The organism is Fundicoccus sp. Sow4_D5, assembly GCF_052116365.1.
In the GTDB taxonomy this organism is placed as follows: Bacteria; Bacillota; Bacilli; order Lactobacillales; family Aerococcaceae; genus Fundicoccus.
Genome location: NZ_JBQKLF010000007.1, coordinates 32,739 through 54,736, shown reverse-complemented (window position 1 = coordinate 54,736; position 21,998 = coordinate 32,739). Strand labels below are relative to the sequence as shown.

20 protein-coding genes are annotated in these 21,998 nt (G+C 38.3%); 18 read left to right on the top strand and 2 right to left on the bottom strand.

Translation table 11 applies throughout. From position 1 onward, the window contains the following. Positions 1 to 2 precede the first annotated feature (2 nt). Both ACTQ45_RS09035 and ACTQ45_RS09030 read left to right on the top strand, forming a co-directional pair. Complete coding sequence (locus tag ACTQ45_RS09035) at positions 3 to 1,028, top strand: MraY family glycosyltransferase (protein ID WP_441763490.1); 1,026 nt, start codon at positions 3 to 5, stop codon at positions 1,026 to 1,028. A gap of 85 nt (positions 1,029 to 1,113) precedes the next feature. Then, positions 1,114 to 2,007, top strand: coding sequence for a DegV family protein (locus ACTQ45_RS09030; RefSeq protein WP_441763489.1), 894 nt, complete (start codon positions 1,114 to 1,116; stop codon positions 2,005 to 2,007). A gap of 59 nt (positions 2,008 to 2,066) precedes the next feature. Here the strand turns inward: ACTQ45_RS09030 and ACTQ45_RS09025 are convergent, their stop codons facing one another. Then, positions 2,067 to 2,702 carry a YigZ family protein gene (locus ACTQ45_RS09025; protein ID WP_441763488.1) on the bottom strand — a complete coding sequence of 212 codons (636 nt, stop codon included), beginning with the start codon at positions 2,700 to 2,702 and terminating at the stop codon, positions 2,067 to 2,069. A gap of 121 nt (positions 2,703 to 2,823) precedes the next feature. On the opposite strand from ACTQ45_RS09025, the gene ACTQ45_RS09020 reads away from it, so the two are divergent. The 5 genes from ACTQ45_RS09020 to ACTQ45_RS09000 all read left to right on the top strand — a co-directional run bounded on the left by ACTQ45_RS09020 (position 2,824) and on the right by ACTQ45_RS09000 (position 6,939). After that, positions 2,824 to 3,828 (top strand): nucleoside hydrolase, encoded by a 1,005-nt coding sequence (locus tag ACTQ45_RS09020; protein ID WP_441763487.1) that lies wholly within the window; start codon positions 2,824 to 2,826, stop codon positions 3,826 to 3,828. Between the two features lie 79 nt (positions 3,829 to 3,907). Beyond that, a complete protein-coding gene (locus ACTQ45_RS09015; protein ID WP_441753030.1) occupies positions 3,908 to 4,777 on the top strand; it encodes a DegV family protein in 870 nt (289 codons plus the stop codon). Between the two features lie 257 nt (positions 4,778 to 5,034). Beyond that, complete coding sequence (locus ACTQ45_RS09010) at positions 5,035 to 6,114, top strand: LLM class flavin-dependent oxidoreductase (RefSeq protein WP_441753028.1); 1,080 nt, start codon at positions 5,035 to 5,037, stop codon at positions 6,112 to 6,114. Between the two features lie 12 nt (positions 6,115 to 6,126). Then, positions 6,127 to 6,693, top strand: coding sequence for an NADPH-dependent FMN reductase (locus ACTQ45_RS09005; protein WP_441753026.1), 567 nt, complete (start codon positions 6,127 to 6,129; stop codon positions 6,691 to 6,693). Between the two features lie 36 nt (positions 6,694 to 6,729). Further along, complete coding sequence (locus ACTQ45_RS09000; protein WP_441753024.1) at positions 6,730 to 6,939, top strand: hypothetical protein; 210 nt, start codon at positions 6,730 to 6,732, stop codon at positions 6,937 to 6,939. 58 nt (positions 6,940 to 6,997) lie between these two features. Here the strand turns inward: ACTQ45_RS09000 and ACTQ45_RS08995 are convergent, their stop codons facing one another. Beyond that, the gene (locus tag ACTQ45_RS08995; protein ID WP_441753023.1) at positions 6,998 to 8,353 is read right to left on the bottom strand and encodes an FAD-binding oxidoreductase; all 1,356 of its coding nucleotides are present in this window, start codon (positions 8,351 to 8,353) and stop codon (positions 6,998 to 7,000) included. 189 nt (positions 8,354 to 8,542) lie between these two features. Here ACTQ45_RS08995 and ACTQ45_RS08990 point away from each other — a divergent pair, with 189 nt between their 5' ends. The 11 genes from ACTQ45_RS08990 (at position 8,543) to pstA (ending at position 21,994) form a co-directional block, all read left to right on the top strand. After that, positions 8,543 to 9,982 carry a DEAD/DEAH box helicase gene (locus ACTQ45_RS08990; RefSeq protein WP_441763539.1) on the top strand — a complete coding sequence of 480 codons (1,440 nt, stop codon included), beginning with the start codon at positions 8,543 to 8,545 and terminating at the stop codon, positions 9,980 to 9,982. A 200-nt stretch (positions 9,983 to 10,182) separates the two neighbouring features. Beyond that, on the top strand, positions 10,183 to 10,824 hold the full coding sequence (locus tag ACTQ45_RS08985; protein ID WP_441763486.1) for a ComF family protein: 642 nt from the start codon (positions 10,183 to 10,185) through the stop codon (positions 10,822 to 10,824). Between the two features lie 241 nt (positions 10,825 to 11,065). Then, the gene (hpf, locus tag ACTQ45_RS08980) at positions 11,066 to 11,635 is read left to right on the top strand and encodes a ribosome hibernation-promoting factor, HPF/YfiA family (protein WP_441753020.1); all 570 of its coding nucleotides are present in this window, start codon (positions 11,066 to 11,068) and stop codon (positions 11,633 to 11,635) included. A 237-nt stretch (positions 11,636 to 11,872) separates the two neighbouring features. Next, complete coding sequence (gene secA / locus ACTQ45_RS08975) at positions 11,873 to 14,317, top strand: preprotein translocase subunit SecA (protein ID WP_441753018.1); 2,445 nt, start codon at positions 11,873 to 11,875, stop codon at positions 14,315 to 14,317. 133 nt (positions 14,318 to 14,450) lie between these two features. Next, positions 14,451 to 15,561, top strand: a protein-coding gene (gene prfB, locus ACTQ45_RS08970) for a peptide chain release factor 2 (protein ID WP_441753017.1) whose coding sequence is annotated in 2 segments (ribosomal slippage) — positions 14,451 to 14,522 and positions 14,524 to 15,561 — 1,110 coding nt in all. Because the reading frame shifts where the segments join, the coding sequence is not laid out codon by codon here. A 119-nt stretch (positions 15,562 to 15,680) separates the two neighbouring features. Continuing rightward, entirely contained in the window at positions 15,681 to 16,367 is a 687-nt protein-coding gene (ftsE, locus tag ACTQ45_RS08965; RefSeq protein ID WP_441763485.1) for a cell division ATP-binding protein FtsE, read from the top strand. Continuing rightward, positions 16,354 to 17,244 (top strand): permease-like cell division protein FtsX, encoded by an 891-nt coding sequence (gene ftsX, locus ACTQ45_RS08960; RefSeq protein WP_441763484.1) that lies wholly within the window; start codon positions 16,354 to 16,356, stop codon positions 17,242 to 17,244. The genes ftsE and ftsX overlap by 14 nt, the downstream gene beginning before the upstream one ends. A 191-nt stretch (positions 17,245 to 17,435) precedes the next feature. Continuing rightward, entirely contained in the window at positions 17,436 to 18,203 is a 768-nt protein-coding gene (locus ACTQ45_RS08955) for a response regulator (RefSeq protein ID WP_441753012.1), read from the top strand. Continuing rightward, positions 18,200 to 19,969: a two-component system histidine kinase PnpS gene (gene pnpS / locus ACTQ45_RS08950; protein ID WP_441753011.1), complete on the top strand. Its 1,770-nt coding sequence runs from the start codon at positions 18,200 to 18,202 to the stop codon at positions 19,967 to 19,969. Before ACTQ45_RS08955 ends, pnpS begins: the two co-directional genes overlap by 4 nt. Positions 19,970 to 20,264: 295 nt before the next feature. After that, complete coding sequence (pstC, locus tag ACTQ45_RS08945; protein ID WP_441753009.1) at positions 20,265 to 21,176, top strand: phosphate ABC transporter permease subunit PstC; 912 nt, start codon at positions 20,265 to 20,267, stop codon at positions 21,174 to 21,176. After that, positions 21,176 to 21,994 (top strand): phosphate ABC transporter permease PstA, encoded by an 819-nt coding sequence (gene pstA, locus ACTQ45_RS08940; RefSeq protein ID WP_441753008.1) that lies wholly within the window; start codon positions 21,176 to 21,178, stop codon positions 21,992 to 21,994. Before pstC ends, pstA begins: the two co-directional genes overlap by 1 nt. The last annotated feature ends 4 nt before the right edge of the window (positions 21,995 to 21,998 follow it).

Here is a 21,998-nt window from a genome sequence, read left to right as displayed (position 1 = left end):
TCGTGAGTTTTCTAATGAGTAATGGGTCTGTTTTTTTAACGACGGCGCTTTTTTCAGCTGCGTTAACGTTTCTTTTAATAAAACTGCATCAAAGCAAACGAATGATTGTTATTGGAAAACACACAGTCCCGCCTTTGGGAGGTCTAGCTATCTTCATCAGTTTTTGGAGTGGCTTCTTTTATCTCTTTCCTACCTTGTTGTTTAATAGCAGTCAATGGATGCTGTTTATCGCATCGAGTGTCATTCTACTGACGGGGATAATCGATGACTTTGTTGTGTTGAAACCTTATCAGAAATCAATCGGCATTCTTCTTGCGGCTAATATTGTATATTTTATGGCTGATATTGAATTTTCTACGGCTTTATTGCCTGCGATTTCACCTGATGTATTCAATATTCTGTCCTATGTCTTAACGATTATGTGGATTTACTTTGTCACAAATGCGATTAACTTATTGGATGGTTTGGACGGTTTAGCCAGTAGTGTTTCGATTGTCAGTTTATTAACACTCGCAATCACGACCTACTTTTTCAGTCTGTCGATTCGAGTCGCTTTTTTGACGATGTTAGTATTGCTCGCAGCAGCGATGTTAGGCTTTTTACCTTTTAACTGGTATAAGGCAAAGATTTACTTAGGAGATACGGGCGCTTTGTTTATCGGCTTTATGTATGCCACCTTGACCGTAACTAACTTGAAGAATGCGTCGTTTTTCTCTATGATTGTGCCAATCATTTTATACATCGTGCCACTTTTTGATACGTCTTATGCTATCTTTAGACGATTGATGACTGGCCGTTCGATGATTGAACGTGATGAAGATCATGTGCATCATCGTTTATTGCGATTGGGAATGAGCGAACCGCGTGTTGTGATTATTATGTTAGGTGTCACTTCGATATTTTCAACATTAGCTATCCTCTCACATGCGTATCCTCATTGGAGGAATTACATTCTTGGCCTCGCCATTGTGATTGTTATTTTAATGTTTATCACCATGATCAGATTATCAGATACTCCTAAAAAATAGGGTGTCTGATTTTTTTTTGTTCATATTCAGTTTGTTTACATCTGATACATTATTATTACGAAATTAAAAGTAAGGATGGAGTAAAATGAAAACAGCGATTGTGGTGGATAGTACAGCGAGTTTATCAGAAGATTTAAAGAATCATCCTGATATTTATCAAGTGGATTTACTTGTAACCTATTCAAATGGTGAAGTCATCAAGGATACAACAGAACCCGCGGTGTTGCAGGCGTTTTATGAAAGAATGATACATGATAAGGAGCTGCCTAAGACGTCACAGCCGGAGCCGATTCACCTTTATCGAGTGATGGAGATTATTATTGAAAAAGGCTATGATTCAGTTTTCTGTATTCATTTATCAGATAAAATTAGCGGGACCTTTAAAACGAGTCGCATGATTACCAATGAATTCCTTGATGCAATCAACGTATATATGGTGGATTCAAAAGGAACGTCTTTCATTATCGAAAGTATGGTAAAACAAGCATTAACAATGATTGACGCGGGAGTAGAAAGCGAAGAGATTCAAAGCCAATTAGAATGGGTGGCTGATTGTGCAAAGATTTATGTCATGTTTGAAACATTAAGCAATCTTGTCAAAGGCGGTCGTATTGGAACGATCAGTGGGTTTTTAGGCAGTGCGCTTAAAATTAAACCGACTGTTTATTTCGACGAAGGCGAAGTGAAAGTGTTCGAGAAGGTTAGAACGACGAAGCGAGTTGTCAAACGGTGGCAAGAATTAGTGCGAGAAGCGGTAAAAGAGTATCCAGACGGTATCGAAATAGTGTTTGCCCATGGTGATGCTGAAGAAGAGATTCTATCGATCAAAGCAATTATTCAGGCTGAATTCCCTGGAATTTCCTATCGAGTAGGTTATTTAACACCAGTATTGGGCGTACATGGTGGGAAAGGTTGTAAAGGGCTGGGAATCATACCATTAGCCAAGCGCTATAAGGAAATCATTGACCCGGCTTCTTAAGATAAAATCAACCAGTAGTAAGCTTCCTACTGGTTGATTTATCATCATAAATAAGTTGGTTAAACTGGGATGTCGACGGTCTCTTGGCCCAATTCAATCCATTCGATTTGTCCACTGAAGCGATTCGTCACTTCTTTATGGACCTCTTCGGTTGCCTCTAGATTGATTGCTAAAGTAAACGTCACAGAATCAGTGTACTGTGTATCATGTAGTGTGACGGGGTGCTTTGTCTGACTTAAAAAGTAAGTAAAACTATCCATTTGATCATAGCGTAATTCAAGTGCTACCATCATTTGGTCAATATTTTTAATTATTTGTGCTTCTTTTAGGGCTTCACTGACGGCATTACTATAAGCGCGTATTAAACCGCCACTGCCTAATTTAATTCCACCAAAATATCTGACAACAATGGCCATCATAAAGGTTAAGTTCTCTTGCTTTAAGACTTCAAGCATCGGAACACCGGCAGTACCTGCAGGTTCTCCGTCATCACTCATTCGTTGAGTCATTGAATCTTCGCCAAGGATAAAGGCTTGGCAATGATGTGTCGCTTTATAGTGCTCTTTACGAATCGCAGCGAGATGCTCTTGAAATTCTTCTTCGCTTCGAATGGGAAATAAATAGGTAATGAAGCGCGATTTTTTGATATCAATTTCATGAATAATCGGGTCTTGAATACTGTAATAATTTACCATAGTCGCTCACTTTCTTTCTCTTTCATTTCATTGTAGCATGCTTTAGTGACAATTTCATCGCCATTAGGTTCGCCAATCGAGTATAATAGCTGATAGAGAAAATGTTTAAAAGGAGCAAACCATGACAAAGAGAAAAGTGATTATTGACACAGATCCAGGAATCGATGATGCACTCGCCATTATGGCGGCATTGCAACATCCAGACTTAGATGTGTTAGGTTTAACTTCAGTAGCAGGAAATAAAGGGATTCATTTTACAACAGATAATGCCGCTCGTTTATTAACCTTATTTGAAAGTGACATCAAGGTGTATCGAGGGGCGACAAATGATTACTTGTCCCTAAAAGCAGGTAAAGGTGAGCGAGCGGATGAAGCAGGTTTTGTTCATGGTGCAAGTGGACTTGGTTCGGTCGAATTGCCAATTGATCCTGTTGTTCATGGAGAGAGAGGGGCGATTGATTTTATTTTAGAAACAATCAAAGCCTATCCAGGAGAAGTAGATATTATTGCATTAGGCCCAGTGACTAATTTAGCTTTATGCCTTGAGAAAGACTTAGAGACCATGAAACAAGTTCGCACAATTCATAGTATGGGCGGTGGTGTTCACCGTGGAAATCGCTCACCCGTTGCAGAATTTAATTATTGGTTCGATCCAACGGCCGTTGATATGTTATATACTCAACTAGGACCGCATGTTCCGATTTGGATGATTGGTTTAGATGTCACCCATCAAGGAATTACAGACTTAAATGATTTAACCTTTATGAAAATGGCCGGTGGTGAATTAGGCGAACTTATTTTTGAAATGATGCAATTTTATGTGAATACTTACTGGCATCAAAATGGCTATATGGGTGCAGTTGTCCATGATTTAATGGCGATGATTGGTTACATTTACCCTGAAATGTATCAAGAGATTCATCATGCTAACTTACGATGTGTTAATGATAGTGTACTGGCAAAAGGTCAGTGTATTGTCGATTTACATAATCAATTTAATTGGGAAAAAAATGCTTATATCCCAATGTCAGCAAATATTAGATTCTATAAAGAAAAAATTATGGCCGTCTTATTTGGTGAGGAAGTAGCCGAAGATTATAAGAAACGTGTAAAATCAATGAGTTAGCAAGACATTTGCTGAAGAGTTTGCTATAATTTGGCTATTCCTATTTTTTTATTATTTATTATTCTGAAAGGAAATTATCATGAGAACAGCAATTATTGTAGATAGCACTGCCTATCTAAGTGGTAAAACTGCTCAGCATCCTGATGTTTATCGCGTCGACTTAACCGTGAACTACAGCGACAACTCTATTGGGATGGATGTACAAGATTTAAACGATCAGAAAGAATTTTATTGTCGTTTACAAACTGAGCAAACTCTGCCAACTACTTCACAACCTACACCGGGTGATTATTACAAGGTGATGGATGAGATAGTTGCTCAGGGATATGAGGCTGTCTTTAGTATCCATTTATCCTCTGCTATCAGTGGGACGTTTCAAACGGCTCAGATGGTAACGAGTGAATATGCGGATCGCATTAAAGTCTTCTGTATCGATTCCAAGGCAGCGTCAGTCGTCATGGAGAGTCTAGTTGAACAAGCTTTTACACTACTAGAGGCTGGTTTAACATATGAGGAAGTCCAAGAAAAACTACAGTGGGTTGCAGAAAACACACGTATTTTCTTGATGGTAGAAGATTTGAACAACCTCGTAAAAGGTGGTCGACTCAATGCAGCGGGTGCTTTAGTGGGAAGTTTATTAAAGATTCGGCCAATATTGTTTTTCGACGGCGATGGAAAAATTGTAGTCTTCGAAAAAATTCGTACGAACAAAAAGGTCTATCAACGTTGGCTTGAGCTTGCGAAAGAGCGACGTGAATTATTTCCGAATGGTATTCAAGTTTCCTTTGCGCATTCAAACGCCTTAGAAGAAACTGAAAAAGTTCGCGACATGTTTAAAAAAGATTTACCAGACATTTCATATCATATTTCTGGACTTGGCCCAGTGGTCGGTACTCATACAGGGGCTGGAACCAAAGGCTGTGCCATTATTCCAATTGCAGCATCCTAATGCTATTATATTATTTTATTCAAGCCGCTTTTGCGGCTTTTTTTTGTTTGCCCATGTTGGTCAAACTTTAATGGGCAAATATAAAGACTTATATAACATTGATTTTCTCGGGAAAGATAATAAATGTCATCATGAAGCCGTCCTCTGATCTTTAAAAACGACCCGAATGTTTAGTAAAATATGTCACGAAAAGAACACCTTCAAATGATTGCTTGAATAATGTATAATAGAGTCAGTGATGAATGGGAGTGACTATGATGGAAGAAAACCCTCATATTATGCCTCGATTTAATCCAGAGGAAGGATTAGAGTTTGGGCTTTATACGTTAGGTGAGCATGTACCTAACCCCTATACGGGTAAAAAGGCGTCGGCTCAAGAGAGAATTAAAAATATTATTGAAATGGCTGAATTGGCTGAACAAGCAGGGATGGCTATTTTTCAATTAGGTGAATCTCACCAAGAGCATTTCGTCTCGCAGTCGCACTTCATTATTTTAGCGGCGATTGCCCAGGCGACGTCTCGCATAAAGTTAGGTAGTTCCGCGACGATTATTAGTACCTTGGATCCGCTCAGAGCTTTCGAGGATGCTGCAACAATTGATTTATTATCCGATGGACGAATGGAGCTAGTGGCTGGGCGAGCGTCACGCACAGGCCTGTATGATTTATTAGGTTACAATAAAGAGGATTACGAAGAGTTATTCGAAGAGAAATTCGAGTTGCTACTTCGTATCAATGAAAATGAAAAAGTTAATTGGTCGGGTAAATTTCGGCCACCTTTGAAAGAAGCACAAGTACTACCGCGTCCTAATCGTCCCGAAAAAGGTTTGCCGATTTGGCGAGCGGTTGGTAATTCACTTGCTTCAGCTCAGAAGGCTGGGAGTTTTGGTGTGCCGATGTACCAAGCACATTTAGGTGGAGCAGCTTCTGTCTACCAGAATCGGATGAATAAATTTAGGCAAGCAGCAAATGAAGCGGGTTATGATGCGAATGCAATTCCTATTACAACGGCAGGCTTCTTTTATGTTCGCGAGAATAAACTAGATGCTTACCGAGAATATTACCCTCATATTAATGAAGGTATGAAATTGACTAACGGTTATGGCTTTTCCAAACGTGCCTTTGCCCAGGGGCAGGATGTACGTAGTATCGTTAATGTGGGCGATCCAGAATTAGTAATCGAAAAAATACTATATCAGCACGAATTGTTCAATCACCAACGGTATGTCGCTCAAATTGATTCGGGCGGTGTCAGTATGGATGATATTAAACGGACGATTGATATTATAGGGAATAAAATATTGCCTAAAATTAAACAATATACAAAAGATAAATGAGGAGCAAATTAAGTGAAAATACTTGTACTATCAGCTTCTAATGTTGGCAGTAAAACTGGCATTGCAACCAAAGAAGCCTATCGACTATTAGAAAAAAATTATCCAGAACATGAATTAAGTTACATTAATCTAAAAGATAAAGAATTAGTGTTTAGTGATGGGCGTCATTATTTAGATTATCACGGTGATACAGCCGAAGTAACTCAAGCAGTGATGGCGACAGATGTCCTAATGTTAGGCTCACCGATTTTTCAAGCTTCGATTCCAGGTGTCTTGAAAAATTTATTTGATTTATTGCCTCAGAACGCTTTGCGTGATAAAACAGTCAGTATGATTATAACGGCTGGTTCGGATAAACACTTCTTAGTTGCTGAACAACAACTCAAACCGATTCTGAGCTATATGAAGGCGAATGTTCTACAAACCTATGCCTTTATTCGTGACGTTGATTACGGCTTGGAAGGCATTGAAAATGATGATGTCTTCTTCCGTTTAGAAAGCTTAGTGTCAGACACAGTCATGTTAGGAGAAACTTACCTACAGGTTTTACAAGCAAAAGAAGCCCTATTTGGCTTTTAATGGGATTGATAAGCAGTTTTTAGAAGGAGGGTAAAAATGAAAGACAAGCAGTTGGAAGAAGTGCAGGCAACTGATTTATTAGCAACAAAAAAACTAGAGTCAAACCAACGATCTTTTGACAAAGCGACTGACAAAATAAGTGACAAAGCAGCGAGTCAAACTGTCAAGCCGATAACGAATTTAGTTAGTTTTGGCGATGCGGGTGCAGCCTGTCAATTTGTAGATGGAAAAATTATTTGTGACTAAAAGTAAAAACACTCCTAGCTAGTCAATTGGACTAGTTAGGAGTATTTTTGTTTATTAATTAAACAAGTTTACCAGGATTCAATCTGTTTTCAGGATCAAATGTTAATTTTATTTGTTTCAAATAATGACGATAACTCTCGTCAAAGACTTGGTCAAAATAAGGTTTTTTTGTCAAACCGATACCGTGTTCAGCTGAAGGTAAGCCACCAATATCATGAACATATTGATACAATTCTGAGAGGATTTGATGACGCTTAGTTGCCCATTCGTCATCGCTTAGCTCGCCTCGCAAGATACACGAATGAATATTACCGTCACCCGCATGACCGAAACTAACAAAGCGTAAACCACTCTTAGCTTCAACATCTTTTGTATAAGCGAATAATGTCGCAATTTTATTAGTTGGCACTGATAAATCTAAGGGTTCATTTTCTGACAATTCAACGACCGCCGTCAAAATACTGTCGCGTAATCTCCAAGCAGTCACCGTATCTTGTTCATCTAGTAAGAGGATTTCATCCGGGTGGTGATGGTCAATAACCGTTTGTAGGCGACTAATTTCTGCAGAAATTGCCTCTGCAGATGACCCGTCGAATGTCATTAATAGATAGGCTTGACCCTTTTGACTTGGGAACGGGGTTGCTAACATCTGTTCGCTAAGTGAAATAGCCTCGCGTTCGAAAAATTCACAAGCAGTAATGTCCAAACCAGCTCTCATAATCGAAATAACCGCCTCACAAGCAGCAGTTAAGGTAGGAAAAGCGGCAATCACTGATTGATTAATTAGTGGTAATGGAATCACTTTTAACTCGATACGAGTGGTCAAACCTAAAGTGCCTTCGCTTCCGATAAATAATTGTTTCAGGTTATAGCCAGAGCTGTTCTTTATGGCGATACTGCCTAACTCTAAGACTTCTCCAGAAATTAAGACAACTTCCATACGGCGTACATAATCACGTGTCGTTCCATATTTAACTGCTCGCATACCACCCGCGTTCGTTGAAACGTTGCCCCCAATTGTAGAGTGTTTAGAAGCTGGATCAGGTGGGTAGAAAAAACCTCTCTTTTGAACATATTTTTGAACTTCGCCAATGGTAATGCCTGGTTCAACGCTTAAGGTTAATGTGTCTAAATCAAAATCAAGAATGCGATTCATTCGACTGAAATCAACCAATAGCTCCCCTTCGTGTGCTTGTGTCGCATGTGCTAACCCAGAGTTGGCGCCGGAAGGAATCACAATTAATTGATTTTCTTTAGCGTAATGCATTAAAGCAACGACTTCATCGCGTGTTAGCGGATAGGCTAAGGCATGCAGTTGATGAGCATGTGGCTGCTTTTGGGACACATAGTCACTGGGTATGTCGCTGCCTATAAAGAGTCTGTCGGTATCTTGGATAATTTCTTTTAAATTCACATTTTACACTCCATTCTTGTGGTTTTCTTTGGTTAAAATCAGTATAACAGAATCTTCTGAAAATACCTTTTAAGACCTTTCATAAAACATAAGAAAATTTTATAAACTAAAAAAGCATATTTCGCCCTGAAATGTGTATTTATAAATAAAGGCACGATTCATTATGATTTGAAAGGTGGTAAACTGTTGATGAATATTATGGAAAGTAGTGAAAAAAGGGTGAAAGAAAAAGAGGAAGGGATAGAAGTGGCTAAATCACTGTTATGGGGACGCTTGATTACCTACCATGAAATGGTGTCTACCTTGAGACAGCATGGTTTGGATAGTTGTCTGGAGGCGTTATTGGATAGTGTAGAGAAGTTACCTGCAGTCGAAGGGCCAGGATTTACTTGTAATCGATGTAATAACCAAACGCTGTCAGATTTTTCTGAATTACCTACTCTAGAAGAACAAGCAACAACCGTCTATTGTCTCAATTGTTTAAATATGGGGAGGATTATACAAGGGGATCAGTTATACTTTCTTCCTAGTCCCCCTATCAAACAACAGTCGTTTGACAAACCTTTACTTACTTGGAAAGGACAGCTGTCGCCAGAGCAAAACCGAGCGGCTGCAGATTTAATCGCTAGTCTAGAAGAGATAGACAAACCTCATAGTATCATAGCAGTCACGGGGGCAGGGAAAACGGAGATGATTTTCCCTGTGATTCAACAGGTGCTTTTACAAGGTGGGCGTGTCGCGATTGCATCACCAAGGATAGATGTTTGTCTTGAACTTTTCCCGCGTTTACAAAGAGCCTTTGAATCAGTAGATATGACTTTGCTATATGGTGGCACTGAAGAGGCCTATCGTTATACTTCACTTGTCATCAGTACGACTCACCAACTTCTACGCTTTAAAGAAGCCTTTGATTTGTTAATCGTTGATGAAGTGGATGCCTTTCCTTATGCCGGAGATGATAGTCTGCACTTTGCTGTCAAACGTGCAGTGAAAACTCAAGGGAAGTTAGTCTATTTGACAGCCACTCCTGACAAAACATTAAATAAAGCCATTGAAGCTGATGAAATGACACAGACATTATTGCCTGCTCGTTATCACGGCTATCCTTTACCAGAACCGAGTTTTTATTGGGTTGGTGATTGGCGTCGTAGTATTCACCAAAGGCAACAATCATCAAGGTTGTGGCAATTCTTATTGAAGTTTAGTCAATTAACTGGAGTAAAACTGATTTTCCTTCCGAATATTCATATGGCAGAGCTGTTATTTCAGTGGCTAGACAGTGAGTTAACATTTGTAAAAGTTGCCTGTGTCCACTCGAAAGATCCGATGAGAAAACAGAAAGTACAAATGGTTCGCGATGGAGACATTGAATTGCTTCTTTCCACGACAATTTTAGAAAGAGGCGTTACTTTTACCAATTGCCAAGTATGTATACTGGGAGCTGAAAGTCGCTTATTCACGACGGCTGCTTTAGTACAAATGAGTGGCCGAGTAGGGCGTAAACAAGATTTCCCTAGCGGCGAGCTAGTCTATGCTCATCAAGGGGTTAGTTGGGCGATGAAACAGGCAGAAAAACAAATTTTACAAATGAATTTAGAAGCGAGAGAGCGAGGCTTGGTCATAGGATGAGTCAGTGTAAAAATTGCGTGTGGTGTAATATAGCCCTCAAGCGAGACTTAACGTGGCAACAAATTTTTCGTTTTCAACCACTTAGTTTTGATTGTTTATGCGCTGTTTGTCGTGGGTTATTTATTGCCTACCAACGACCAGAAGTGTCCTGTCAAACGTGTGGACGAGCAGTTGAATTATGCCGAGACGCTTGGGATAGGGTGATTTCGCATGAGACTAATTTTCATTATGGTTTTGAAGTGGTTGGTGTAATCGAAGGAGTCGACTCACAAAAGACACTCTGTTTTGACTGCATTCGATGGCTACAACGTTATCCGCTAGAATTATTAATCCACGACGCAGTGTTAGAGTATAATGAAGACTTTCGTGAATGGTTATATCGCTATAAATATCGAGGAGACTATCGCTTAAGGCAAATAGTCGTGAATCCATTAAAGGCCGCCTACCAACAATATAAAGACTACCAATGGCTAGTATTACCAAGTTCCCCTAACAGTTTACGAGAACGTCGCTTTCATGCAACTGCTGGACTTTTAGAAGCAGCAGAGATTCCTTTTCTAAATCCTTTTACTTATATCGGAGATGGTCGAAAACAGGCCCAAAAAAATCGTTTAGAACGAATTAATTTACTTCCCCCTTTTGAAATAAGGCGTGAAACTTTTGAAAAATTATCAAGAAAATTACTGATTTTTGATGATGTTTATACAACAGGAGCCACACTAATTTCGGCGAAACATATTTTGTCAGAAAAAAACCAAGGAATTGACACAACTACCGATAAATTAACGATTATAAGCCTAAGTTTAGCGAGGGACAGTCAAGTTATTGCTCGGAAAAATTAAAATTAAATGAGAAGAAATGAAAATAAACAAGTGTTTGCGTTTTCAATTTTGTCCTATTATGTTATAATTATAAAAAGCGAAGCAATCTAGCTTTTTTACACTAACAGTACAAAACTAAGCAAACATTATTGTGTATTGTTTAGAGTCGCTTGATTGAGTGTTGAAAGCATAACTCTTTTCCATAAACATAATGCTAATTAGTTTTAACCGTTAGAAAATATATGTGAAATGAGGGATTAGGATGTTTAATTATAACGTTCGAGGAGAAAATATTGAAGTTACAAAGGCTATTCGAGACTACGCGGAAAAAAAGGTCGCTAAACTAGAGCGCTTTTTCACAGATGTTCCCGATGCAACTGCTTATGTTAACTTAAAAGTTTATCCCGATAAAACAGCAAAAGCAGAAGTAACTATTCCGCTATCATTCTTAGTATTACGAGCAGAGGAAACGACACCGGATTTATACGCAAGTATTGATTTTGTGGTGGATAAGTTAGAACGACAAGTTCGTAAATATAAAACTAAAATTAACCGCAAGTCTAGAGAAAAAGGCTTTGACGGGATTAAGCAAGCAGATGTAGCTGACGACGCACTGACTTCTTCAGATAATTCAGGAGAAGAGCCAGAGTTGGAAATTGTTCGTTCAAAACGAATTGATTTAAAACCAATGGATAGCGAAGAAGCAGTCTTACAAATGAATATGTTAGGTCACGACTTCTTCATCTATACAGATGCAGAAACAATGGAAATTAGTATTGTTTATCGTCGTAAAGATGGCCGTTATGGCTTGATCGAAACATCTTCACTATAAATTTAATTAGTTTTTAATTATACGCTAGTTACTCAATACATTTTTATTGAGTAACTAGCGTTTTCAATTTCGGTATTTATTCTCTTCAAATATTGATAATTCTATTAAAAGAAGCTAAATAATGTTTCATTTTTGCGGTTTATCATGGTAAACTACAATAGTGAATGATTTTTAAACATAACAAAAACTATATGTTTAGCGATTAATATTGATAAGATATACTAAAGGAGCAAAGTAATGGCTAATTTTCTAAAGAATATATTCGAAAATGACAAAGCAGAATTAAAGCGTACGAGTAAGCTTGCCGATCAAGTAATGGCATTAGAGTCTGAATATGCTGCTCTGTCAGATGAACAATTACGTGCAAAAACGACTGATTTTAGAGATCGTTTAAGCAAAGGTGCTACACTAGAAGACATTCAAATTGAAGCATTCGCGACTGTTCGTGAAGCTGCTAAACGTGTATTAGGATTATTCCCATATAAAGTTCAAATCCAAGGTGGCTTTGTTATCCATAATGGTGATATTGCTGAAATGAAGACTGGTGAAGGTAAGACGCTTACAGCAACCTTACCTGTCTATTTGAATGCTTTATCAGGAAAAGGAGTGCATGTTGTCACGGTCAACGAATACTTAGCGACTCGTGACTCCAAAGAGATGGGTGAAGTCTACCGTTTCTTAGGTTTATCAGTTGGTTTAAACTTAAATAGTATGAACGCTACTGAAAAACGCGAAGCATATAACTGTGATGTCACTTATAGTACGAATAACGAATTAGGATTCGACTACTTACGTGATAACATGGTCGTATACAAAAAACAAATGGTTCAACGTAACTTAAACTTTGCGGTTGTTGATGAGGTTGACTCGATTTTAATCGACGAGGCTCGTACACCACTGATTATTTCAGGACAAGGTGAAAAATCAACAGCATTATATACTCGCGCAGATTATTTTGCAAAAGGTTTACGCAAGGATGAAGATTATACAATTGACTTAACATCAAAAACAATTGTATTAACTGATACAGGTGTAGATAAGGCTGAGAAGGTATTCCGTCTATCAAACTTATATGACATTGATAACTCTTCTCTGGTTCATCATATCGATCAAGCCTTGCGTGCAAATTATATTATGTTGCATGACATAGACTACGTTGTGGATGAAGGGAAAGTTAAAATTGTCGATGGTTTTACGGGTCGTATTATGGAAGGACGTCGTTACTCTGACGGTCTACACCAAGCGATTGAAGCAAAGGAAGCTGTCGCAATTGAAGATGAATCTAAAACAATGGCAACGATCACTTTCCAAAACTACTTCCGTATGTACTCAAAATTGTCAGGAATGACAGGAACGGCGAAGACTGAGGAAGAAGAGTTCCGTGAAATTTACAATATGAACGTTACGTCTATTCCAACGAATAGACCCGTTGTTCGTGATGATGCGCCTGATTTGTTGTATCCAAACCTAAAGTCTAAATTTAGAGCAGTCGTAACCGACATTAAAGAACGTCATGCTAAAGGGCAACCTGTACTGGTTGGTACTGTAGCAGTAGAAACGTCTGAATACTTATCTAAGTTATTAAACCAAGCGGGTATTCCTCACGAAGTCTTGAACGCTAAAAACCACTTTAAAGAAGCAGAAATTATTATGCAAGCTGGTCAACGTGGAGCGGTTACCATTGCAACAAACATGGCTGGTCGTGGAACGGATATTAAATTAGGTAGTGGAGTCATTGAAGCCGGCGGTTTAGCTGTATTAGGTACTGAGCGTCATGAATCACGCCGTATTGATAACCAATTACGTGGACGTGCTGGGCGTCAAGGTGACCCAGGAGCTTCACAATTCTACTTATCTTTAGAAGACGACTTAATGAGACGTTTCGGTTCTGATCGTATCCAAGCTATCTGGCAAAAATTAAACATGGATGACGAAGCGGATGACATGGCTATTCAAAGTGGGATGTTATCTAAGCAAGTTGAATCCGCTCAAAAACGTGTGGAAGGTAACAACTACGATACACGGAAAAACGTTCTTGAGTATGACGAAGTGATGCGTGAACAACGTGAGGTCATCTATGGGCAACGTATGGAAGTTATTCAATCAGAAGGCGGTTTAACACCATATGTTAAAAGCATGGTTAAACGTACGATTGAAAGACAAGTAGCGATTGCTACTGAAGGTGAGAAGAAAAACTGGAAATTAGCTAGCTTACTAGATTTTGCTCATGCAGCTTTGCTATCACCAGAAAGTATCACTATGAATGATTTAGAAGGTAAATCTTCAGCTGACTTAGTGAACTTCTTATATTCTAAATCTGAAACTGCTTATGATGCAAAAATTGCTGAACTTAACGGTCCAGATCAAGTAGCAGAATTTGAAAAAGTAATTATCTTACGTGTGGTTGATTCTAAGTGGACAGATCATATTGATATGATGGATCACTTACGTCAAGGTGTTGGCTTGCGTGCTTATGCTCAAACGAACCCATTAACTGAGTATCAAACAGAAGGTTACGATCGTTTCCAAGAAATGATTGCAGCCATCGAATATGACATTACACGCTATGTGATGAAAGCTCAAATTCGTCAAAACTTGGAAAGAGAGCAAGTGAACACGACAGTCGTTAAAGGTCGTCCTGGCTCGCTACCAACGCAAGTAAGAAAAACAACAACTAACTAGTTTTATAAACTGTCGAAGAACCGTATGCAGATGCTACGGTTTTTCCTGTTCTTATCCTCATTTTAGTGAGAAAATAAGAGTAGAATATTAGGTGAATTTACACGTAAACTTTTCAAGCTGAGGAGCTGATTAAATGGAATTATATGAAATAAAACAATTTATTGATTCTGCTAACCAATCGTTATCAAGTTTTAGGGGGTCTCTTTGACTTAGAACAACTCGAGTCAGATATAGCAGCCTATGAAGATCAAATGACTGCGAGCGATTTTTGGGATGACAATGAAAAAGCCCAAAAAGTCATTGCACAATTGAATGTAGCAAAAGACTCTTATCAAACAATTAATGATTTACAAAGCCAATTAGAAGAGATTGAGATGGCTTTAGAATTATATGAAGAATCTCAAGATGCTGATTTATTCACTGAGGCCGCTGAGCAATCGCAAGTTTTAAGAGCGAAAATCAATGATTATGAGATGAAAATGTTATTGTCTAATCCACTTGATGGCAACAATGCCGTTCTAGAAATCCATCCAGGAGCTGGAGGAACAGAATCTCAAGATTGGGGCAGTATGTTGTTACGGATGTACCAACGTTATGCTGAAAAACAAGGCTATAAGGTGAATATACTCGATTATCAAGATGGTGAGGAAGCGGGGATCAAGAGTGTGACCTTAGAAATAGAAGGTCATAATGCTTACGGTTATTTGAAATCCGAAAAGGGTGTTCATCGTTTAGTGAGAATCTCGCCATTTGATTCTAATAGCCGTCGTCATACATCGTTTTGTTCGATTGAGGTGACGCCAATGTTAGATGATAGCATTGAGATAGAAATTAATCCGGATGATCTACGTATTGATACTTACCGTGCGAGTGGTGCAGGAGGACAGCACGTTAACAAAACGTCCTCTGCCATCCGAATTACACATATTCCAACGGGCCTAGTGACTCAAAGTCAGTCCCAGCGATCACAGTTCCAAAACCGAGATTTAGCGATGAACATGTTGAAAGCAAAGTTATATCAACGCGAAGAAGAATTAAAGGCGCAAGAAATGGCAGCCATTAAAGGTGAGCAAAAAGAAATCGCTTGGGGTTCACAGATTAGATCATATGTTTTTCATCCATACTCAATGGTTAAAGATCACCGTACAGATTTTGAAGTAGGTAATACACAAGCGGTGATGGACGGCGAGTTGACCGGATTTATCGATGCCTATCTAAAATGGTCGCTTGTCGATAACGATTAAGTGATTACAATTGTAAGAATTCGTTAATCTACTGTTATTCGTTTGTGATAAGTTCACGGTCGAAACATGATATGGTATGATAGTGGCACTAAACAGAAGCGATAGAAAGTGAGACAAAAATGATTCAATTAACGAATGTAAGCAAGCAATATGATAATGGTATTGTTGCGGTTAATGACATAACTCTACGAATCGAACAGGGAGAGTTTGTTTATGTGATTGGACCAAGTGGTTCGGGTAAATCAACGTTTATGAAATTACTCAATCGAGAAGTAATAGCAACTGCAGGAAAAATGGTTGTCGGTAAGTTTAATGTTAGTAAAATTAAAAAGAAACAACTACCTTTTTTACGTCGGGATGTGGGGGTAGTTTTTCAAGATTTTAAACTATTACCCAATTTAACTGCTTTTGAAAATATTGCCTATGCACTAGAAGTGACTGGGGCAAGTGGTAAAGAGATTAAACAACGCGTGAATGAAGTGCTGAATTTAATTGGTTTGAGCCATAAGGTTCACCAGTATCCCGATGAACTATCAGGTGGAGAGCAGCAAAGAATTGCAATTGCGCGAGCGATTGCTAATAAACCCAAAGTATTAGTAGCAGATGAACCGACTGGAAACTTGGATCCGGATACTGCAATGGAGATTATGCAAATATTAGAAGATATCAACCAATCTGGTACAACGGTTATTATGGGAACTCATAACGATTATTTAGTGAATCAACGCAAGCATCGCGTTCTTCGCTTAGAACAGGGCCGTTTGATTAGTGATTTATATAAGGGGGATTATCGTGAAATTAATTAGAAATTTCTTTCGTCATATTCGCGATGCTTTCCGAAATCTCTTTAGAAATGGCTGGATGACAACTGCGTCGATTTTAGCGATGACTGTGACAATGTTTATGGTTGGTAGCTTGGTATTAGTTTTTTCAAATATTCAAAAGTTGACAACAGAAGTTGAACAAGAAATTCAGATTCGTGTCAACATTGATCCAGTAGCTAGCCAAGAAAACGAAGCGCTTCTAGAGGAGCGAATCGCTGCGATTGAAAATGTCGAAGAGGTTGTTTACCGTTCTAAAGAAGACGAGTTGGCTGAATATCAGGAAATAATTACCAATAACTTCGATGAATTAGAAGGGGACTCTAATCCATTAAATAATATGTATTTAGTGCATGTATCAGGGCCACAGAATATCGAATCAGTCGTTGAAGAAATCAATGCATTAGATTACGTATTAGTGGCTAACTTAGGCTCAATTGATTTGAGTGGTTTAATTAATGCGATTGAAGTGACGAGGTACGTTTTAGCGTTATTGGCTGCCGTGTTTGTGGTCATTGCCGTCCTTTTAATTTCTAATACGATTCGCTTGACCGTTTATGCGCGTCAAACTGAAATAGAAATTATGCGTCTAGTAGGAGCCAAAAATAGTTTTATTCGTGCGCCATTTGTTTATGAAGGTGCCATAATCGGTATTGTCGGTTCAGGCTTTGCAATTGCTGTTTTATACGCAGTGTATCAAGGTTTACAAAACGCGGCCGCCGAACTATTTGCAATTAATACGAGTTTTCTTATCCCCACCTTACCCTCTATTATTTATATCGGTTTGGGCATGGTCGCTTTGGGCATGGTGTTGGGCGTCGTTGGAGCGAGACGTTCCGTAAAATCATTATTAGTCAATTAAATAAAAAAGAAATGTTCGGTCAATTAGCAAAGTATCCTTCTTTTGCTGTTGGTCGAACTATTTTTGTTTATATCTTTGGAATATTATTGATTTCTTTTCTTCTTACATTTAATTTGATAGGATAAGAGAGGTATGATATCGATCACTATCCCAGCACATTAATTTGTTTGCTGACTTATAGGAGGCCAAGAATGAAGAAGGTTCTAATAGTTGATGATGAGCAATCTATTTTAACGCTACTGGAGTACAATTTAGCGCAGTCGGGTTATGAAGTGGTGACTGCCATGGACGGTAAAACCGCGTATAAGTTAATCAAAAAAGAGACGTTTGATTTTATTATATTGGATATTATGTTGCCTGGAATGGATGGAATGGATGTTTGCCGCCGAGTGAGGCGCGATCGAATTAACACACCAATCCTAATGTTAACTGCTAAAGATGATGAGTATGATAAAATTATCGGCTTAGAATTAGGGGCAGATGACTACATGACGAAACCTTTTAGTCCACGAGAGGTACTAGCGAGGATTAAAGCAATTTTTAGAAGAACTGATGTCGAACTTGATCTGGATTCAAGTCAGTCAGTAACAAGTAATATAAATGATGAAGCAGACAAGAAGTTTGCGATGGATACAGACGAAGAAGCTGAAGAAGTGATTAAAATTGGGGAACTTGAAATTTATTCAGATCGCTATGAAGTTAGGATAGCGGATAAAGAAATTGAAGTGACGCCTAAAGAATTTGAACTGCTACTTTATATGGCAACACGCAAAGGGCGCATTTTAAGTCGAGATCAGTTATTGAATCGAATTTGGAATTTCGATTATGCTGGCGAAACTCGTATTGTAGATGTTCACATTAGTCATTTAAGAGAAAAAATTGAAAAAGATACGAAAAATCCAGAGTATATCAAAACAGTTCGTGGTTTTGGTTATAAATTTGAGGTGCCTGAAGAATGATTTTCCGCCAAACTTTGCAACGCAATCGTCGATTATTAGTGGGTTTGCTCGCTATTTTTAGTTTAGTCTTGATTTTTTCACGAGGGTTACAAAATAGCATTAAAGCAGGTTTGGAAGAGTCATTAGTAGAGAATGCAAGAATTCATTCTCAAAGTATTGAGGCGGGGATCGAAAAAGAAACAGCACAAGAATATATCAAACAGGTGAAGCTCTATTCAAATCGTTTGCCAGATAATCGGGCCGTCGGACTCGTTGAGCGTGAACAGATTGTTACTAAAGCAGTGCCAGAATTTTTATTTATTGACAAGAGTGCTCAAGTCATCACACGTCCGCAAATTAATGCGATTAAACAGGCAATTACGCAAGCGGAAGATACTGTTGTTCATTGGAAAGACCAACGAATCAATGGAATTGCCTATCGCATTGGAGATGACGCTCTAGATTTATGGGTTATTGAGACGGTACCCGCAAGCTTCTTTCGCACGCACCAGCGAGCCTTTTGGACAACGTTACTATTAATGATAATGATGATTATCTTTTTAACGGTCATTATTTATAAAGAAATGTTACATAATGTGAATGAACCTTTGGATAAAATCGAAGAAGGTATTAAAGGCTTGTTAGATGCTGATTTTTCATTTGAATATACCGGAGTCAATTTACCGGCTATTAATCATTTAGGTCAGACGACGAATCAAGTAGTAAAGAAGTTAGCTAATCAGCGTAGTGTCTTATTCATGAGTCAACAACAATTATCGCTTTTATTGGACCACTTGATTTTAGGGGTGGTAGTAGTCAATCAGAATGGAAAAATTGAATTGTATAATCCAGCGGCTAAGAAGATGTTAGTCTTGGATGGGACAGCGATTGGTCGTTCTTATGAGTCGGTTATTAAAAGTTTTCTGTTAATTAATATGATAAAAATAGTAGCAGACTCCGGTATCGCGATGAGTGATGAGGTGGAGATGTTTATTCCCAAGTCTCGTTACATCGATGTCAATATCATTCCTTTCACACAAGAGGATATTAGGACCCATGGATCAGTGTTAGTTTTATTATATGATGTGACAGAAATTCATCGCTTAGAAAACGTGCGAACAGAATTTGTGGCGAACGCGTCGCATGAGTTGCGTACACCGGTGACTGCGATTAAAGGTTTTGCAGAAACCTTACTATCTGGAGCTTTAGATAATCCCAAGTTAGCAAATAATTTTGTAGAGATTATTGCAAATGAAAGTAATCGTCTAGAAGTGATTATTAACGATATTCTAGAGTTATCTCGAGTTGAAAAGCGGACGGTGCCTTTAATTAACGCACAATTTGATGTGGTTGAAGTTGCTCATTCGATGACTGATTTTTTCTTAAAAAAAGCCGGAAAGAAGAATATTTTAATTTCCATATCAGCAGAAGAACCGGTTTTATATACAGGTGATCAACATCGGATTGAACAAATTTTTACTAATTTAATTGACAATGCGATTAATTACTCAGACGTAAATAGTAAAATTAACATTCAGGTTTGGAATAAAAAACATCAGGTTAAGTTTTCAGTGAGTGATACAGGGATTGGAATTCCAGAAGAGAATTTGGAAAGGATTTTTGAGCGCTTTTATCGTGTAGATAAAGGGCGTAGCCGTAACTCAGGAGGAACCGGTTTAGGTTTGTCAATTGTACGTAACTTGATAAAAAACCTAAACGGAAAAATTGAATTAGAGAGTGAAGCTGGAAAAGGATCAACCTTTACCGTTACGCTTCCGAAAGAATAAGATTAATTCAACTAACTGCTGTTACTATATTTACAATTCAATAAATGCATATAAATAAAGATAAAGCTACGAGTGAAGTGCTCATGGCTTTTTTTTATTGTACAAAAACATAATAGCCTTACATTTTTCAATAAAAACATTTAAAAATTAAACTGAGATGAAACTTTCCAGTTGACACAAAATTTACACAAAATTTACATTAAATTTACAATCCACGGGTACAATGTACTAGAATTACTTAAATTATGCTGGCCAAGTTGTCATCGTATGTGTAAACATGTGAAGGAGAGAAAATATGCAACGTGATTTTAGCGAGAAGTTTATGAAATATGTGTTCATGTTCTGTGCACTCATTTCAATTATCTCAATCTTATTGATTTTCTACTTTATTTTTATTGGAGGTAGAGTCGTTGATACACCAGATGGACGTCTCTTAGAATTTGATGGAGGCTTACCTTTTTTAGCAGAAAAAGGCTTCTTTGATGTGATTTTTGGTACTAACTGGAGACCAAATGCATCGACTCCATCATTTGGTATTTTACCAATGATTATTGGGTCGGTTTTAGTTACAGTAGGTGCAATTGTAGTCGGTGTGCCGATTGGCGTTCTAACGGCAATCTTTATGGCTAAATTCTGCCCGCCTTCATTATATAAATTATTTAAGCCAGCAATTAATTTGATGGCTGCAATTCCATCGATCGTTTACGGTTTCTTTGCGTTACAAATCTTAGTGCCGTTGATGAGAAATATTATGCCAGGTAATGGTATGAATATGGTAACTGCGTCGATCCTTTTAGGAATCATGATTTTACCGACAATTATCGGGATGTCTGAAGCATCGATTCGTGCGGTGCCTGATTCTTATTATCAAGCAAGTGTTGGCTTAGGTGCGACACATGAACGCTCAGTAATGCGAGTGGTTGTACCCGCAGCGAGTTCAGGCATTCTGTCATCGATAATTCTAGGTATTGGTCGAGCAATCGGCGAGACAATGGCTGTTGTATTAGTGGCTGGTAATCAACCAAGAATTCCAGATAGCTTGACTGATGGCGTGCGTACGTTAACAACCAATATTGTCTTAGAGATGGGTTATGCTTCTGGAGACCACAGACAAGCGTTAATTGCTACTGCAGCAGTCTTGTTCATCTTTATCATTATTATTAACTCAGTCTTCATGGTAATTAAGGCGAGAGGAGAGCAACGATAATGGGAAAATTTAATTTAACTAAGTTTCTTGTTTGGGCAGCCGCTTTGTTTACGCTTGGCACGCTCGCTTATATTATTCTGTTTATATTATGGAATGGTATTCCAGCAATGAATTGGGGATTATTTGAATGGAAGTATACCTCTAACAACGTTTCAATGATGCCAGCGATTATTTCGACATTAATAATGATTGGACTCTCATTGTTATTTGCAGCACCAATTGGTGTGTTTACTGCCTTTTATTTAGTCGAGTATGCTAACCGTGGCAGTCGTTTTCTTAAAGTGATTCGTTTAGCAACGGATACGCTAGCAGCTGTTCCGTCTATCGTATTTGGGTTATTCGGGATGTTATTCTTTGTCATTCAAATGGATATGGGGTATTCGCATATTGCAGGGATTCTTACGCTCACAATTATGATTTTACCTGTGATTATTTCATCAACTGAAGAAGCTTTACTTTCAGTAGATAACTCATTAAGAATGGGGAGTTTAGCACTAGGTGCCGGTCAGTTAAGAACCATTTTTACAGTCGTTTTACCAGTCGCAATGCCGGGTATTATCTCTGGTATTATTCTAGCAATTGGCCGTATCGTTGGTGAATCGGCTGCCTTGCTTTATACGATGGGATCTTCAAGTGGTATGATCAATGGCTTAACGTCATCTGGACGTACGTTAGCGGTTCATATGTATGTTTTATCAAACGAAGGCTTTCACGTGAATGAAGCTTACGCAACTGCGACTGTATTGATTGTCATCGTGTTAATTATTAATGGCTTATCAACGCTTATCGGTAAAAAAATAGGTTCAGGAGGAAAATAATATG